Source organism: Flavobacterium sp. WC2509 (assembly GCF_052683105.1).
Genome location: NZ_JBQZFG010000001.1, coordinates 2,697,784 through 2,713,576, shown reverse-complemented (window position 1 = coordinate 2,713,576; position 15,793 = coordinate 2,697,784). Strand labels below are relative to the sequence as shown.

Genomic DNA, 15,793 nt, shown 5'->3' with positions numbered 1-15,793 from the left:
ACAATTATCTTTGCCTTTTTTCCTCAAAAATAAATTAATAAAAAGCAGAATACATATAACCAAAATATTAAATCTTGCACTTCTCCTCCTAAAATAAATAATCATACTCCACACAACATTAAATCGGCAAATAGAGATATCTAAAATTACGTAACAAAAAAAATCCCAACGAATTGGGATTTTTAAATTATATAACTAAATATTATTTCAGTTTCTTTTTGATAGCAACTTCATGGTATGCTTCAATAACATCTCTTTCTTCGATATCATTATATCCTTTTATTTGAATACCACAATCGTATCCTTTAGCAACTTCTTTCACATCGTCTTTGAAACGTTTCAATGCAAGAAGCTCACCTGTAAATACTACTACACCTTCTCTAATGATTCTGATTTTAGCATTTTTGGCAATTTTACCATCCATAACCATACAACCAGCGATAGAACCAACTTTAGAAATTTTGAATATCTCTCTAATTTCAGCTGTACCAAGAACTTCTTCTTTCATCTCTGGCGCTAACATTCCTTCCATTGCATCTTTCAAGTCATCAATAGCAGCATAAATGATAGAGTAGTAACGGATATCTATTTCTTCTTTATCAGCTAACTGTCTAGCATTTCCAGCAGGACGTACATTAAATCCGATAATGATTGCATCTGAAGCAGAAGCTAACATAACATCAGATTCTGTAATTGCTCCAACTCCTTTATGAATAATATTGATTTGAATTTCTTCAGTAGACAATTTAGAGAACGAATCAGATAATGCCTCAACAGAACCATCCACGTCACCTTTAAGAATAATGTTTAATTCTTTAAACTGACCTAAAGCAATTCTACGTCCAATTTCATCTAATGTAATATGTCTTTGTGTACGTACAGATTGTTCACGCATTAATTGAGAACGTTTAGCGGCAATTTGTTTTGCTTCTTTTTCATCTTCAAAAATATTGAACTTATCACCCGCAGTAGGTGCACCATCAAGACCTAAAACAGAAACTGGAGTTGAAGGACCTGCTACAGTAACAATATTTCCTCTCTCATCATGCATCGCTTTAATTTTACCATGATGTTTACCCGCTAACATGTAATCTCCAATTTTAAGAGTTCCGTGTTGTACTAATATAGTAGAAACATATCCTTTTCCTTTATCCAAGAAAGCTTCAACTACAGTACCTTGAGCAGATTTATTTGGATTAGATTTTAAATCTAAAATTTCAGCTTCTAATAATACTTTCTCTAATAATTCTTTAACACCCGTACCCACTTTAGCAGAAATATCATGAGATTGAATTTTTCCTCCCCAATCTTCTACCAAAAGATTCATACCAGCCAATCTTTCTTTTACTTTTTCAGGATTAGCATTCGGTTTATCAATTTTGTTGATTGCAAATATAATAGGCACCCCAGCAGCTTGTGCATGCGAAATAGCCTCTTTGGTTTGCGGCATGATATCATCATCCGCAGCAATCACAATGATTGCAATATCGGTAACTTGAGCACCACGCGCACGCATCGCAGTAAACGCCTCGTGACCTGGTGTATCTAAAAATGCGATTTTTTGACCGTTATCTAAAGTTACTCCATAAGCACCAATGTGTTGTGTAATACCTCCAGATTCACCAGCAATTACATTCTCTTTACGAATATAATCCAGTAAAGATGTTTTACCGTGATCGACGTGACCCATTACTGTAACAATAGGAGCTCTAAAAACTAAATCTTCCTCTTTATCTTCAACTACTTGAATAGCTTCCTCGATATCTACAGTAATAAACTCAACTTCATAACCAAACTCATCAGCAACAATTGTTAATGTTTCAGCATCTAATCTTTGGTTCATGGTAACCATGATACCTAGAGACATACAAGTTCCAATCACTTTAGTAATTGGCACATCCATCATTATTGCAATTTCACCTACAGTAACAAATTCAGTAACTTTAATAGTTTTACTTCCTTCGTCTAAAGCTCTTTGCTCATCATCAGATTTTTGACGGTGCGTATCTCTTTTATCTCTTCTATATTTTGCCGCTTTAGATTTACCTCCTTTACCTTGGAGTTTCTCCAAAGTTTCACGGATTTGGTTTTTAACCTCTTCCTCAGTAGGCTCAACCTTAGCAACAATTGCAGGTCTGTTTCCTTTTACAAATCCAGGTCTTGCACTTCTATTGACATTAAAACCTCCTCCTCCAGTATTCGGAGTAATTTTATTTGGATTTGGCGCTCCAGGAACTCCAGGAGTAGCTGGCGGTCTAGGCGCACCTGGCTTTGGAGCAATTCTTTTGCGTTTATTTTTATTCGCATTATTAGCACCAGCTGCTCCAGGAGCGCCAGGCTTATTAGGCGTAATTTTTGGATCTTCTTTTTTCTTTTTAGGCTTATTGAATTGAGACAAATCAATAACCTGACCAGTTAAAGTTGCACCAGAAAGTTTTTGGTATTGAGTCGTGATTGATTCTTCAACTGGAGCTTCACTTGTAGACTCTTCAACTTTTTTATCTATAACAACTTTCGGTTTTTCGACAATTTTTGGTTCCTTAAATTTAGGCTTATCTTTAACCTCGTTTTCTAAAGAAATAGGAGTTTCTTTTTCAACTTTTTCTACAGGCACTTCCTTTTTTTCAACTGCTTCAACAGTAACATTTTTAACTTCAACTTTAGAAGGTGTTTCACTTGGAGTTACATCTATAGGAGCAATTACTTTTTCAGCAACAACAGGAGCTGGAGCAGGAATTGGTTTTTTAGGATTAAGATCAATTTTCCCAACTTGAACAGGCCCAGCCAAGACAGCTTTAGCTTTAATAATTTCTTGCTGTTTTAAACGTTCCTCTTCAATTTTACGTTTGTCTTCAACTTCTTTTTCACGTTCTACACGTAAAGCTTCTTTCTCTTTCCTTTTCTCTTCACCAACTTCCTTAGAAGCTTCTTTATTCCCCTTGTCGCCTGCAAACTGACTTTGTAGGATATTAAATTCTTGTTCAGAAATTTTTGTGTTTGGATTTGACTCAATAGCAATTCCTTTATCTTTTAGATAATCCACAGCCCTTTCTAACGAAATATTTAATTCCCTTAAAACCTTGTTTATTCTAATAATTCTCTCTTCAGACATAAAATCTTTTTATTATTACCTTATTCGTTGTTCTGTTTTTATTATATAAAAACAGAAATTTATTTAACATGAGGAATTAGACAGTTTCTTAACTATCAAACTCTTCATTTAATATTCTCATTACATCTAAAATTGTTTCCTCCTCTAGATCAGTTCTTCTAACTAAGTCTTCTACATCATGTTTCAAAATACTTTTTGCAGTATCTAAACCAATTTTTGCAAATTCCTCAATAACCCATTCTTCAATTTCATCCGAAAACTCTGTCAACTCAACATCATCATCATCAGCTGTAGTTCCTGCAACATCACCTTCACGAATTACATCTAATTCATAACCTGTTAACAATCCAGCCAAACGAATGTTATGACCACCTCTACCAATTGCTTTAGAAACTTCTTCCAATTTCAAAAACACTTCAGCTCTTTTAGTTTCTTCATTAATTTTAATAGAAGAAACTTTAGCAGGACTTAAAGCTCTAGTGATATACAATTGTACATTACTAGTATAGTTAATTACGTCAATATTTTCATTTCCTAATTCACGAACGATACCATGAATACGAGAACCTTTCATACCCACACAAGCTCCTACAGGATCAATACGGTCATCATAAGAATCAACAGCTACTTTTGCTTTTTCACCAGGAATCCTTACAACATTTTTAACCATAATTAAACCGTCAAAAACTTCTGGAATTTCTTGTTCAAATAATTTTTCTAAAAACTTATCTGAAGTTCTAGACATAATAATCTGAGGCTTATTTCCTTTTAATTCAACGCTTTCAATAATTCCACGAACGTTATCTCCTTTACGGAAAAAATCAGAAGGGATTTGTTTTTCTTTTGGCAAAACAATTTCATTTCCATCATCATCTACCAAAATTACGACTCTTGGACGTACATGATGCACTTCAGCAGTATAAATATCACCAATAATATCTTTAAATTGCTTATAAAGATTCGTATTATCGTGTTCGTGTATTTTTGAAATTAAATTTTGTCTTAAAGCCAAAATCGCTCTTCTACCTAAATCTATCAATTTAACTTCTTCTGAAACTTCTTCGCCAATTTCGAAATCGGCTTCGATTTTTCTAGCTTCAGTCAATGTAATTTCCTCATTTTCAAAATCCAAATCCTCGTCGGCAACGATTACTCTTCTTCTCCAAATCTCCATATCTCCTTTATCAGGATTTATAATGATATCGAAATTATCATCTGAACCGTATTTTTTCTTCAATGCATTTCTAAATACATCTTCCAAAATTGCCATAAGCGTTACACGATCAATAAGTTTATCATCTTTAAACTCTGAAAATGAATCGATTAATGCTAAATTTTCCATGCGAATTCTTTAATTAAAATGTTACTGTAACAACTGCTTCTTTAATATCTGCGTAAGGAATCTGTAATTCTTTTTGAACTGTCTCTTTTCCCTTACCCACTTTTTTGGCTTCTCTAGCTTTCCATGACAAAATTATAAAAAGATCATTAGCTTCAACTAATTCTGCCTCAATATTTTCTTGATTGGTTTTAACTATTAACGTTCTACCAATATTTTTTTTATACTGTCTAACTAATTTTAATGGAGAACCAACTCCTACTGAAGCTACTTCTAAAGAAAAATCTTGCTCTTCCCTATCTAAGTTACCTTCAACAGCTCGACTTACATCAATACAGTCTTGCAAAACCACTCCATTATCTCCATCGATTCCAATAATAATTTTAAAACTATCCGTTATTGTCAAGTCAATTAAAAAAATAGATGGTTTTTCCTGAAGAGCCTCTTCTACTACTTGCTTTACTTTCTCTTTAAATGTCATATCTTTATAAAAAGAGGGGACATTAGTCCCCTCATTATTTAAGTTTTAATAAATAACGGTGCAAATATAGTGTTTTTTTATAAATCTAAAAAATTGATTACTATTTAAAAAAATTATATCTTTAAAGTAACCATTGAAAAATAGATTTACTCAAAATAAACCCAAATTATCATGAAAAAAATTCTAATTCCAACTGATTTTTCAGATTATGCAGACATAGCAATAGAAGTTGGCGCACAAATAGCAAAAAAAACCAATAGTGAAATTGTTTTGATTCACATGTTAGAATTACCCACCCATATGAATGATGCTATTTCAAACGAAACAAGCATTCCAGAAATCATGTTATTCAAACGCAAAGCCGACGAAACTTTAGCAGACATCAAAAACCGTCCTTATTTAGCAGGAATTAAAATTACCGAAGTTGTGAGACTTGATGGAGCTTATACTGGAATTAACAATTACACCAAACAAAACAACGACATTGATTTAATCATAATGGGATCTCATGGAGCTACTGGCATCAATGAAATTTTCGTTGGCTCAAATACCGAGAAAGTAGTTCGACAATCAGAAATTCCAGTTTTAGTAATCAAAAACAAAGCAGAAGACTTCAAAGCGACAACTATTGTTTTTGCCTCTGATTTTTCAAACGAAATCAAAAAACCTTTCAAGAAAGTATTAGAATTTACCAAATTATTTGAAGCAAAATTAAAACTAGTAATGATTTGCACACCAAATAGTTTCAAAAGTACTTCAGTGGCACGTAAAATCGTAAATGAATTCATTTCTGAATTTGACATGCCTGAATTTTCTTTTGACATATATAACGAAAACAACATCGAGAAAGGTATTATAAATTATTCAAAAGAAAACAACGGAGATATTATATCTTTTTGTACCCATGGCAGAACCGCTTTAAACCACTTTTTCTCAGGAAGCATTTCGGAAGATTTAGTAAATCATTCAGCCAAGCCTGTATTAACATTTAGAATATAAATTCAAAAACCAAAATTGAATTCAAAATTACTACGCAATTTATTGCCTAAAAAAAAGAATCCCCGTAAACGTTATGTTTGCGGGGATTTCTCATTTTGCTAGTTGGTCTACAAGGACTCGAACCTTGAAAGACTGCACCAAAAACAGTTGTGTTACCATTACACCATAGACCAGTAAGCTTGCTAACATTGCTGCTAAGCGAGTGCAAATTTAAAACAAATTCCTAGTTGTGCAAACTTTTTTTAGCTTTTTCTTCAAAAAAAATTGAAATAATTGGATTTTAAAAACCAAAACATTCTTAAACATTTGAAAAACAAAGCCTTTGCCAATTTGATTATTTTCAATAAAATTATAATAATGCAACTTCACTTTAAAAAAAAAAACATTTTCTTTGTAACACTTTTAAAAACATATAAAAAACAGAAGACTAGTATATGAAATCATTCAATTTCAACAAATGGAATACCATTACAGGTTGGTTTGCCTTTACAATCGCATTAATAACTTATACACTTACTGTTGAACCCACAATGAGTTTTTGGGATTGCGGAGAATATATCGCTACAGCCGCAAAACTAGAAGTTGGCCACCCTCCAGGAGCTCCTTTATTTCAAATGATTGGCGCTTTCTTTGCCATGTTTGCAATAGACAAAGAGCACATAGCATTTATGGTAAACATGACTTCAGTATTTTCGAGTGCCTTTACTATATTGTTTATGTTTTGGTCTTCGACTATGATTTTGAAAAAAGTCATAAGCCAATATAGTGAAATCAATGACAACAATGCTGTTGTAATACTTGGAAGTTCATTAGTAGGTTCACTTGCTTATACTTTTTCGGATAGTTTTTGGTTTAACGCTGTAGAAGCCGAAGTTTACGCAATGGCAACTTTACTAATTTCGTTATTATTATGGCTAGGTTTGCGTTGGGAACAAGACATGGATACTCCAAGAGGACATAAATGGTTATTATTAATTTCACTTGTTGTTGGATTGTCATTTGGAGTACACTTTATGGCTTTATTAACTATTCCAGCAATTGGGTTTTTATATTTTTTCAAAAACTATAAAGTAGTAACGGTCAAAAATTTTATAATTGCCAACATTGTAGTTGTATCGGTTTTACTTTTCATCTTCAAGTTACTATTACCATTAACCATGGCATTCTTTGGTAAAACTGAAGTTTTCATGGTCAATTCAATGGGATTACCTTTTAATTCAGGAACTATATTTGTAACACTGCTACTTATCGCTTTCTTCTATTTCGGCCTAAATTTTACTCGCAAAAAAGGACTAATACACTACAACACACTTATACTTTGTATTCTTTTCATCCTTATCGGATTCTCAACATGGCTGATGCTACCTATTCGCGCCAATTCTGACACTGTTATCAACGAGAACAAACCATCAGATGCCGCAGAGGTATTGGCTTATTACAATAGAGAACAATACGGAGTAAACCCATTGTTTTACGGACCTCAATATACAGAAAGTTTTGTAGGTTTAGACCCGACTACTCCTTATTTAGACAAAGCGCCTAACTACGAGAGAGACTACAAAACCGGTAAATACGTAATTGTAAACAATTACAAAAACGCCGAACAAAATACTGATGATAGTCAAAAAACAATTTTGCCAAGAATGTGGAGTTCGGAGCATATTGAAAACTATATTAATTTTACACATCCGCCTGCATTCAAAATAAATCCTGACTATCCATACGAAGAGGACTTAGCAAAATATGGTCTAGATCCGAGTAAATTAAGTGAGGAAGATTACAACAAAGCAATCGCACAGTTAAAAAATGAAACTGAAAAAACAGTAAGTGAGTTCAGACAAGCATACGCTCAAAAACAAATTGACAATGAGGGTTATGTTGCTTTTTTAAAACACTATAGCGATTATTTAATTATAGAAAAACCAACTACTGCCGACAATTTCAGCTTCATGTTTGAATACCAATTTGGCTATATGTATTGGAGATACTTAATGTGGAATTTTGTTGGAAGACAAAATGATGAACAAGGAAGATACGATTATCTTGACGGAAACTGGATAAGCGGTATTTCATTTATTGATAGCCTACACGTGGGTTCTCAAGAAAATTTACCTCAAGATGTTTTAAACAACAAAGGTAGAAACGTATATTTTTTCCTTCCATTTATCCTTGGTTTAATTGGTATCATGTATCATGCAAGCAAAGACCGAAAAAGTTTTTATGTTTTATTTGCACTTTTCCTTTTTATGGGAATAGCATTAAAAATATACCTAAATGAAAGACCATTTGAACCACGCGAAAGAGACTATGCATTAGTAGGTTCCTTTTATGTTTTTGCTATTTGGATTGGATTTGGAGTTTATTCTTTATACGATAGTTTCCATAAATATCTTTCACCAAAACTTGCTGGACCAGCTATTATAGGCGCCTCTTTATTGGCAGCCCCAATATTAATGGCTTACCAAAACTGGGATGATCACGACCGTTCTGGAAAATACACCGCTACATCAATGGCTAAGGCCTATTTAGAATCTTGTGATCCAAATGCCATTTTATTTACTATTGGAGATAACGATACCTTCCCCCTTTGGTACGCTCAAGAAATAGAAGGCATTCGTACAGACATTAAAATTGTCAACACAAGCTTATTGATGACCGATTGGTATATTGACCAAATGAAGAGAAAAGCTTACGAATCTAACGCCTTACCTATTTCATTTACACACAATGAATACGTAGGAGACAAATTAGATTATGTTGCTCATATTCCTAAAACAGAAAGTCGATGGAGTTTAAACGACTTTATTAACTTCATAAAAAACCCAAAATCAACTGTAGAGATGCAAAATGGGCAAACCATACATTTCTATCCAACTGATAAAATCAGAATCACTGTTGACAAAGCCAAAATTATTAAGAACCATGTTGTAAATCCAAAATTGAATGATTCTATTGTTCCTTATATTGATATTGATATAAAAGGAAGCGCTATCTACAAAAACAGATTGATGATGTTAGATTTAATCAACAACAACGACTGGAATCGACCTATTTATTTTAGTGGAGGAGCATTCGATGCTGAAGATTATTTGTGGATGAAAGAGTACCTTCAATTAGAAGGTATGGTTTATAAATTAGTCCCAATAAAAACTGCGTTAGACAAAGATTCAGGTCAAATGGATATGGGACGCATTGACACTGACAACATGTATGCCAAAGTAATGGCATGGGATTGGGGAAATAGTGACAGTAACAAAATTTATCATGATCCAGAAACTCGCAGAGAAAGTTTAACTTACCGAATGAATCTATCTCGATTGATGACACAATTAATCGCTGAAGGAAAATTAGACAAAGCAAAAAAAATCATCGAATTAGCGATGACAAAAATGCCTTTGGATAAATTTGGGTATTACTCATTAGTTGAACCATTCGCTAAAGGATATTATGATGTTGGTGACAAAGCAAAAGCACATGATTTATTAGAAAAACTAATGGGCAAATACAAAGACAACCTTAATTATTATGCCAAATTAGACCCTTCTGAACAATCTAATATAAGTATTGAAATCATTACAGATATCGAGCGTTATAGAAGTTTATTGACTGTTATGCAAGAGAGTAATGACATAGATTTTTACAATAGCAGCAAAAAAACTTTTAATACTTACATCGAAATATTTGCTCGTTTTGGACGTAAAAAAGAATAACCGCTTAACATAATAAGAACAAAAAAAATGTAGTGCCAAATAAAATGCACTACATTTTTTTTGTTTAAAATTGAATTTAATTAATTAAATTGTAATGTTGAATTATGAAATAAGTACATTCTTAAATTGAACATAAACATCAATTATAACTATGCAAATTTCATATTTCAATAAAAACAAATAATATGTACACATGAAACTCTATTGGATTAAGACAAATACTTTTATTAAAAAAATATTCTCCAATTATGTGTGGGAAATCCCTAATACTGAGAACAAAATCTATCTCACTTTTGATGATGGACCAACTCCAGACGTAACCGAATGGGTTTTGGAAAAATTACAAAAACAGCAAGTAAAAGCAACATTTTTTTGTATTGGGAAAAATATAGACAGCAACCCTGATCTATTCAAAAAAGTAATCAATGACGGACATGCAATAGGAAATCACACTTTTAATCATTTAAACGGTTGGAAAACTAATACAGCTGATTATCTAGAAAATGCTGCTTTATGCCAATCGGCAATCTATGAACACCAACCTGTGAACCCTAAACTATTTCGCCCTCCATACGGCAAAATAAAAACATCGCAATCAAAAAGACTACGAGAATTAGGATTTAAAATAATTATGTGGGATGTTCTGAGTGCTGATTTTGATCAAACCATAACTCCTGAAAAATGTTTAGAAAATGTAATTGAAAATGTAGTTTCTGGAAGCGTAATTATTTTTCACGACAGTGTAAAAGGATACAAAAACCTAGAATATGTACTTCCAAGATCATTACAAATCTTAAAAGACAAAGGTTTTACATTTGATACAATTCAATAAAAACAAGAAATAATCAAATTACAGCTGCTCTTGTACAATTCCAATTAAAGTATTAGCATCTAACTCGCCAGATTGCCTCCAGATCATCGCACCTTCTTTGTAAATCATCAAGGTAGGCAGGCCTTTAATACGCAAAGCATCTGCTAATTCTTGGTTTTTATCTACATCGATCATGATAACTTTTACTTTATCTCCAAGTGCAGCCGCTACATCTTTTATAACAGGATGCATCGATAGTGAAGGTTCGTTCCAATCTGTGTAAAAATCTATTAACACAGGAACTTGTGCATTTATAAGTTCTCCAAATTTTGACATAAAACCAAAATATTAAATTTCTATTAGTTTCAAAAAGAGATATTAGATTACAAATTTAGTATTTTATACCAATTATGCTAATTTTTCACCCTTTATTAGTTGAATTACCGTAATCTCGGGCATAATCCCTACCCTACCTGGGTAAGCATGAAATCCAAATCCTCTATTAACATAAACAAATCTACCTAAATTTTCATATAAACCTGCCCATTGCTTGTAAACATATTGTGCCAAACTCCATTTAAAATAACCCGGAATTTCTATACCAAATTGCATTCCGTGCGTATGCCCAGAAAGTGTTAATTGATAATGTTTCTCATCATGTTGCACTACTTCATCCCAATGACTTGGATCATGACTCATTAAGATTTTAAAATCCTCTTTTACTAAATGCTGCGAAGCTTTATTTAAATCCCCAGCCTGTTTGAAGTTACGACCCCAATTCTCTACTCCGACTAAAGCAATTTTATCTTCCCCTTTTTCAATAAAAGTATGCTCATTCAATAATAAAGTAAATCCAATTTGACCATATAAACTCTTGATATCTTCAAAATTTTTATCCTTGGCAGATTGTGATGGCCACGTAACATATTCACCATAATCATGATTCCCTAAAACTGAATACTTACCGTATTTATGCTCCTTAATTTTATTAAAAGTTTCAATCCAAGGATGCATTTCTTTAGCATGAGTATTTACAATATCCCCTGTAAACAAAATCAAATCTGAATTTTGTTCATTTACTAAATCAATAGCATGGCTAATTTTTTCGGGATTATCAAAACTACCGCTATGAACATCTGAAATTTGAGTAATGGTAAAACCATCGAAAGCATCTGGCAAATCAGGAAAATAAATTGCCTGTTTTATTACTTTGAAATTGTATTTTCCTTCAAAAATTCCATATATCAATGACATGAAAGGAACAGCAGCAAGTCCTAAACCAATTTGGCTAACGAATTTGCGTCTGGAAGGTAAAAAAGTTTCTTTACTATTATTATCAATAAAATAATTAATTGCCCCCGCTGACAATCGAAACACATCTTCTCCTAATAAAATTACTGTTACTACAATTTTTGGAACATATACCAAAAGTAATAACCCCATAGTAAACATGGTTTGCTTGGTTTGTCCAACCGAACGATCAAATTGAGTAAACGAATAAAGGATAAAAATAAAGAGTAAAAGACTAATTACTTGATACGAAATCAAAACCCATTTCAGCTTTACTAATGTTTTAACAGCCTGAAATGCATAAAGCTCAATAACAAAAAGAACAACTCCAAATAGAAATAAACGTAATATCATTATTTATACAATTTTACACAAAGAAACAACTATTGAAAATGCTAAAATCTATATTATAATAATTTTAACGCAAAAAAAGGGAGCAAATTTCTTTATCTCCCCTTTTCCCCTATTAAAACCAATAATTAAAATCGTTTTAAAATAAATCCAAGCAATGCATAAATAAAAGAATTTATTATTTTTTTGAATCTGCTGCTTCAGTTTTTGCAGGATCTACTTTTTTAGTTGCTTTTTTGTGTTCTTTCTTAGTTGCTTTAGCTTCTTTCGCAGGAGTAGTTTGAGCTGGTTCAGTTTGTGCATTTACCATAACTGTTGTTCCAAGAGCAATTGCCAATACCATCAATAATTTTTTCATGATTTTAAATTTTTAAATTAATAATTCATTTATTAATAGGTCAAATTTATTCATCGAAAATGAAGATTAAATGAAGATTTGCCCTCCCAAAAAAAATTAACTTTTAATTAGGTTTTTGACCGTTTGGAAACAACAAAACAAAAGTACTTCCTACATTAATCTCCGAAGTTAACTCAATCACAATATGATGAAATTGCACAATACTCTCAACAATCGCAAGCCCCAAACCTTGTCCTTCCTGCTCAAAATGAACCCTTGCAAATCGTTTAAAAACATTTACTTGCTGTTTCTCATTCATTCCAATACCCGAATCTGAGATTGACAAAAAATAGTTTCCTTGTAAAAAGCCGTCCTTAATTTCAATTTTACCAGATTTTTTATTGTACTTTATTGCATTGACAATTAAATTATAGAATAGAATATGCATCAATGTTTTGTTTCCAATAAAACTAAAATGATGTTCTATTTTTTTATCAAAAGACAATCCTTTATCTTCAATCCTATCTTGTAAATCAACAATCAAATTACTGATAATTTCATCAAAATTTATTGTTTCGTTGGCTTCATATTGATTGTTTTCAATTTTTGAAATCAATAATAAATTAGCAATTATCTTTTTTAATAAATCCAAAGTACTAAGGGAACTGACAATTTTATCTACAACCGAATCCTCTAAAGAAGCATTTTGAAGTAAATTCTCAAATTTGCTTTTCAGCAATGCAATGGGAGTTAATAATTCATGGGAAACGTTAGCAATAAACTGTTTTTCTTTTTTAAAAGACTCGCTAATTCTATCCATCATTTGATTAAGAACAAAATCAAGTTCCTGAAAATCCTTAGAATGCGATTTTACAGGAGTATGATCAAAAGCCTCTGGTTCATTGATATGCCGAATTTTGGTATCGATAATTTTATAAAATGGTTTTAGCAAATATTCAATATAAAAAGTATCTACCAAAAAAGTAATAACAATAATAATCGTCAAAACAATGGTAATAAAAAGACGAATTATAAATGTGAGGTCATTTATTTCACTTAAACTATTCCCTATTTCTAAAAGATAATTTTCATTTTCATACTTAAAATAATATTGAAGAATTCTATAATCATTTCGTTCTTCTTCAATTATTCGCGGCTCATTAATAAAAAGAGTTTTATCCACCACATTAGCAGTAGGAACCCGGGATAACACCAAAAATTCACTGTGCAAAGTAGAAAAGCTTGCGTACGTTTCGGAGGTATCGTTCCGAACAATAAAATCATTTATTTCTTCCTTGTCTAAATGTTCAATAAATTTCTGCTTTTTCTCTAATAAGCTTTTATTGATATGATTATAAACTACTTTTTCGACCAAAACAGGAAGCATTAACCACAAAACCAAAATCAACAACAAACGAGTTAATGCATTAAAAATAGCTAGTTGATGTTTGAATTTCATATCCTTGAATTTAAAAAAAATTAAGCGTTTATCCTATACCCAACATTGCGAACTGTTTCAAACCAATCAATTTCGGCATGTTTATCCAATTTTTTTCTAAGATTCCGAACATGTACATCAATAAAATTAGAATCCGAATTTACTTCAAGAATATCACCCCAAATATGTTCTGTTAATTGCAAACGTGTAATTACCCGATTTTTATTCAAAACTAAATATTGAAAAATATCAAATTCTTTTTTTGTTAAATTAATTGGAGCATCATTAAAACGCACTTTGTAATCTTGCAATTGCAAGCTAAATCCATGAACATCCAATTGATTGACTGTAAATCCGTGCATTCTTCTAATAATAGCAAATAAACGAGCACCTAATTCGGTTAAAGCAAAAGGCTTCGTTAAATAATCATCAGCACCCAATTGCAATCCACTTATTCTATCTTCCAACTCTCCTTGAGCGGTAATAATAACTACCGCAACTTTAGAACTTGTTTTGCGAATTTCTTTCAGGACATCAAAACCACTGCCATCAGGTAATCCCAAATCCAAAAGCATAATATCATAATCATTGCTATTGATTTCCTCTAGGGCTTCTTCGCAGTTTTTGGAAATTTTGCAGATATAACCGTTACCTGAAAGATATTCTTTTAACTCAATAGCCAATTCGGGGTTGTCTTCAACAATATGAATTTTCATAACTGCATATTAATTTAAAAATTACTCAAAATAACAACTAATGTAAAAACAAACACATTAGATTATTAAAACTTTAACTCCCTTAAATATAAAAAAGTCAGTAAATTTCTTCACTGACTTTCAAAAACAATTCCTTCTTTTTTTACTATCATTCACAAATACTAACAAAAAAACATTAATTATTTTTTTGCACTAGAACTTGGAGCTTCTGCTGTTACGGCTTTTTGTTCTTTTTTAGTCTTGTTGTTTTTGTGGTGTTTTTTGGTTGTAATTTCTTTTGCTGAAGCTGTTTTTGCATCTTTTGCTGGGAATGCATGAACCATTGCACTTGTTCCTAAAACGGCAACTAATAACATCAATAAATTTCTCATGATTTCTAATTTTTTTGAATTAATAATTTATTATTTATAGGTCAAATGTATAACTGATAAATGAAGACAAAATGAAGATTGGCTGCAGCGGTATTCTTTATGAAAATTTTAACTTCAAGTAACATTCAACCAAAGCAATTAGTTTCAATTGCTAACTATTATCCTGCAAGTTTTTTTGTTATAAAACCATTTTAATATATTTGAAAATATAAACAAAAACAAACCTTCAATCGCTTTTAAGCGCACTGCACACTATATGAAAAGAAATGATCCAAACACAAAAATTTTATTTATCGCAAAGAAAACTTCTATGTATTTTATCAAAATAACCAAAATGAAAACAACACTATTATTAATTTTAACGCTAAGCATTAATTCACTTTATTCACAATCAGACAAAACTGAAGACAAGAGTTCTGACAGCACTCAATTATCAGGCATGACTATTGAAAACAAAACAAGTAACACTAATAAAGGAGGAAATAAATTCTATAAGTACATAGCGGACAACTTCGTTCCTTCAAGTGATGAGAATTTTACTGGTGGAAAAGTTATAGTAGAATTTGTCGTTAAAACTGATGGATCAGTGAGCGTTACTCAAATAATAAATGACCTTGGTTTTGGAACTAATGAAAAGTTAATAGAAGTATTTGAAAAAAGTCCAAAATGGAAACCCGGTATAAAAGACGGGAAACCAGTTGAAGTAAAATTTAGTATGCCACTAAATATTCAAGGAAGGAAAAATTAAAAAAATATCTTTGAGGTACTATTTTCAATTATAAATTTCAGGAACAAATTCATTTTTAAAACGCAATTGTCTATTTTTACAGACTAAATT

13 protein-coding genes and 1 tRNA gene are annotated in these 15,793 nt (G+C 31.7%); 4 read left to right on the top strand and 10 right to left on the bottom strand.

Features of this window, described 5'->3' with window-relative positions; genetic code table 11:
* Positions 1–202 precede the first annotated feature (202 nt).
* From infB to rimP, 3 genes are all read right to left on the bottom strand, one after another.
* Entirely contained in the window at positions 203–3,112 is a 2,910-nt protein-coding gene (gene infB, locus ACUN3A_RS11355) for a translation initiation factor IF-2 (RefSeq protein WP_445551402.1), read from the bottom strand.
* 88 nt (positions 3,113–3,200) lie between these two features.
* On the bottom strand, positions 3,201–4,454 hold the full coding sequence (nusA, locus tag ACUN3A_RS11350; RefSeq protein WP_077371500.1) for a transcription termination factor NusA: 1,254 nt from the start codon (positions 4,452–4,454) through the stop codon (positions 3,201–3,203).
* Positions 4,455–4,467: 13 nt separating this feature from the next.
* On the bottom strand, positions 4,468–4,932 hold the full coding sequence (rimP, locus tag ACUN3A_RS11345; RefSeq protein WP_445551401.1) for a ribosome assembly cofactor RimP: 465 nt from the start codon (positions 4,930–4,932) through the stop codon (positions 4,468–4,470).
* 171 nt (positions 4,933–5,103) lie between these two features.
* Here rimP and ACUN3A_RS11340 point away from each other — a divergent pair, with 171 nt between their 5' ends.
* Positions 5,104–5,931: a universal stress protein gene (locus ACUN3A_RS11340; protein ID WP_445551400.1), complete on the top strand. Its 828-nt coding sequence runs from the start codon at positions 5,104–5,106 to the stop codon at positions 5,929–5,931.
* Between the two features lie 102 nt (positions 5,932–6,033).
* Here the strand turns inward: ACUN3A_RS11340 and ACUN3A_RS11335 are convergent.
* Positions 6,034–6,104, bottom strand: a tRNA-Gln gene (locus ACUN3A_RS11335).
* 261 nt (positions 6,105–6,365) lie between these two features.
* Between ACUN3A_RS11335 and ACUN3A_RS11330 the strand changes: the two genes are divergently transcribed.
* Positions 6,366–9,641 (top strand): glycosyltransferase family 117 protein, encoded by a 3,276-nt coding sequence (locus tag ACUN3A_RS11330; protein ID WP_445551399.1) that lies wholly within the window; start codon positions 6,366–6,368, stop codon positions 9,639–9,641.
* A gap of 193 nt (positions 9,642–9,834) precedes the next feature.
* Complete coding sequence (locus ACUN3A_RS11325; RefSeq protein WP_445551398.1) at positions 9,835–10,473, top strand: polysaccharide deacetylase family protein; 639 nt, start codon at positions 9,835–9,837, stop codon at positions 10,471–10,473.
* An 18-nt stretch (positions 10,474–10,491) separates the two neighbouring features.
* Here the strand turns inward: ACUN3A_RS11325 and ACUN3A_RS11320 are convergent, their stop codons facing one another.
* The 6 genes from ACUN3A_RS11320 to ACUN3A_RS11295 all read right to left on the bottom strand — a co-directional run bounded on the left by ACUN3A_RS11320 (position 10,492) and on the right by ACUN3A_RS11295 (position 14,955).
* The gene (locus tag ACUN3A_RS11320) at positions 10,492–10,788 is read right to left on the bottom strand and encodes a thioredoxin family protein (RefSeq protein WP_445551397.1); all 297 of its coding nucleotides are present in this window, start codon (positions 10,786–10,788) and stop codon (positions 10,492–10,494) included.
* A gap of 72 nt (positions 10,789–10,860) precedes the next feature.
* Positions 10,861–12,096, bottom strand: coding sequence for a metallophosphoesterase (locus ACUN3A_RS11315; RefSeq protein ID WP_445551396.1), 1,236 nt, complete (start codon positions 12,094–12,096; stop codon positions 10,861–10,863).
* A 175-nt stretch (positions 12,097–12,271) separates the two neighbouring features.
* Complete coding sequence (locus ACUN3A_RS11310; protein ID WP_445551395.1) at positions 12,272–12,451, bottom strand: hypothetical protein; 180 nt, start codon at positions 12,449–12,451, stop codon at positions 12,272–12,274.
* Between the two features lie 103 nt (positions 12,452–12,554).
* Positions 12,555–13,889, bottom strand: a complete 1,335-nt coding sequence (locus tag ACUN3A_RS11305; protein WP_445551394.1) for a sensor histidine kinase — start codon at positions 13,887–13,889, stop codon at positions 12,555–12,557.
* 20 nt (positions 13,890–13,909) lie between these two features.
* The gene (locus ACUN3A_RS11300) at positions 13,910–14,584 is read right to left on the bottom strand and encodes a response regulator transcription factor (protein ID WP_445551393.1); all 675 of its coding nucleotides are present in this window, start codon (positions 14,582–14,584) and stop codon (positions 13,910–13,912) included.
* 179 nt (positions 14,585–14,763) lie between these two features.
* Positions 14,764–14,955, bottom strand: coding sequence for a hypothetical protein (locus tag ACUN3A_RS11295; protein ID WP_445551392.1), 192 nt, complete (start codon positions 14,953–14,955; stop codon positions 14,764–14,766).
* Between the two features lie 334 nt (positions 14,956–15,289).
* Between ACUN3A_RS11295 and ACUN3A_RS11290 the strand changes: the two genes are divergently transcribed.
* The gene (locus ACUN3A_RS11290) at positions 15,290–15,703 is read left to right on the top strand and encodes an energy transducer TonB (protein ID WP_445551391.1); all 414 of its coding nucleotides are present in this window, start codon (positions 15,290–15,292) and stop codon (positions 15,701–15,703) included.
* The last annotated feature ends 90 nt before the right edge of the window (positions 15,704–15,793 follow it).

Excerpts from the sequence above, each read along its gene's own strand:
- infB (WP_445551402.1), bottom strand. The coding sequence starts at position 3,112 with ATGTCTGAAGAGAGAATTATTAGAATAAACAAGGTTTTAAGGGAATTA.
- nusA (WP_077371500.1), bottom strand. The coding sequence starts at position 4,454 with ATGGAAAATTTAGCATTAATCGATTCATTTTCAGAGTTTAAAGATGAT.
- rimP (WP_445551401.1), bottom strand. The coding sequence starts at position 4,932 with ATGACATTTAAAGAGAAAGTAAAGCAAGTAGTAGAAGAGGCTCTTCAG.
- ACUN3A_RS11340 (WP_445551400.1), top strand. The coding sequence starts at position 5,104 with ATGAAAAAAATTCTAATTCCAACTGATTTTTCAGATTATGCAGACATA.
- ACUN3A_RS11330 (WP_445551399.1), top strand. The coding sequence starts at position 6,366 with ATGAAATCATTCAATTTCAACAAATGGAATACCATTACAGGTTGGTTT.
- ACUN3A_RS11325 (WP_445551398.1), top strand. The coding sequence starts at position 9,835 with ATGAAACTCTATTGGATTAAGACAAATACTTTTATTAAAAAAATATTC.
- ACUN3A_RS11320 (WP_445551397.1), bottom strand. The coding sequence starts at position 10,788 with ATGTCAAAATTTGGAGAACTTATAAATGCACAAGTTCCTGTGTTAATA.
- ACUN3A_RS11315 (WP_445551396.1), bottom strand. The coding sequence starts at position 12,096 with ATGATATTACGTTTATTTCTATTTGGAGTTGTTCTTTTTGTTATTGAG.
- ACUN3A_RS11310 (WP_445551395.1), bottom strand. The coding sequence starts at position 12,451 with ATGAAAAAATTATTGATGGTATTGGCAATTGCTCTTGGAACAACAGTT.
- ACUN3A_RS11305 (WP_445551394.1), bottom strand. The coding sequence starts at position 13,889 with ATGAAATTCAAACATCAACTAGCTATTTTTAATGCATTAACTCGTTTG.
- ACUN3A_RS11300 (WP_445551393.1), bottom strand. The coding sequence starts at position 14,584 with ATGAAAATTCATATTGTTGAAGACAACCCCGAATTGGCTATTGAGTTA.
- ACUN3A_RS11295 (WP_445551392.1), bottom strand. The coding sequence starts at position 14,955 with ATGAGAAATTTATTGATGTTATTAGTTGCCGTTTTAGGAACAAGTGCA.
- ACUN3A_RS11290 (WP_445551391.1), top strand. The coding sequence starts at position 15,290 with ATGAAAACAACACTATTATTAATTTTAACGCTAAGCATTAATTCACTT.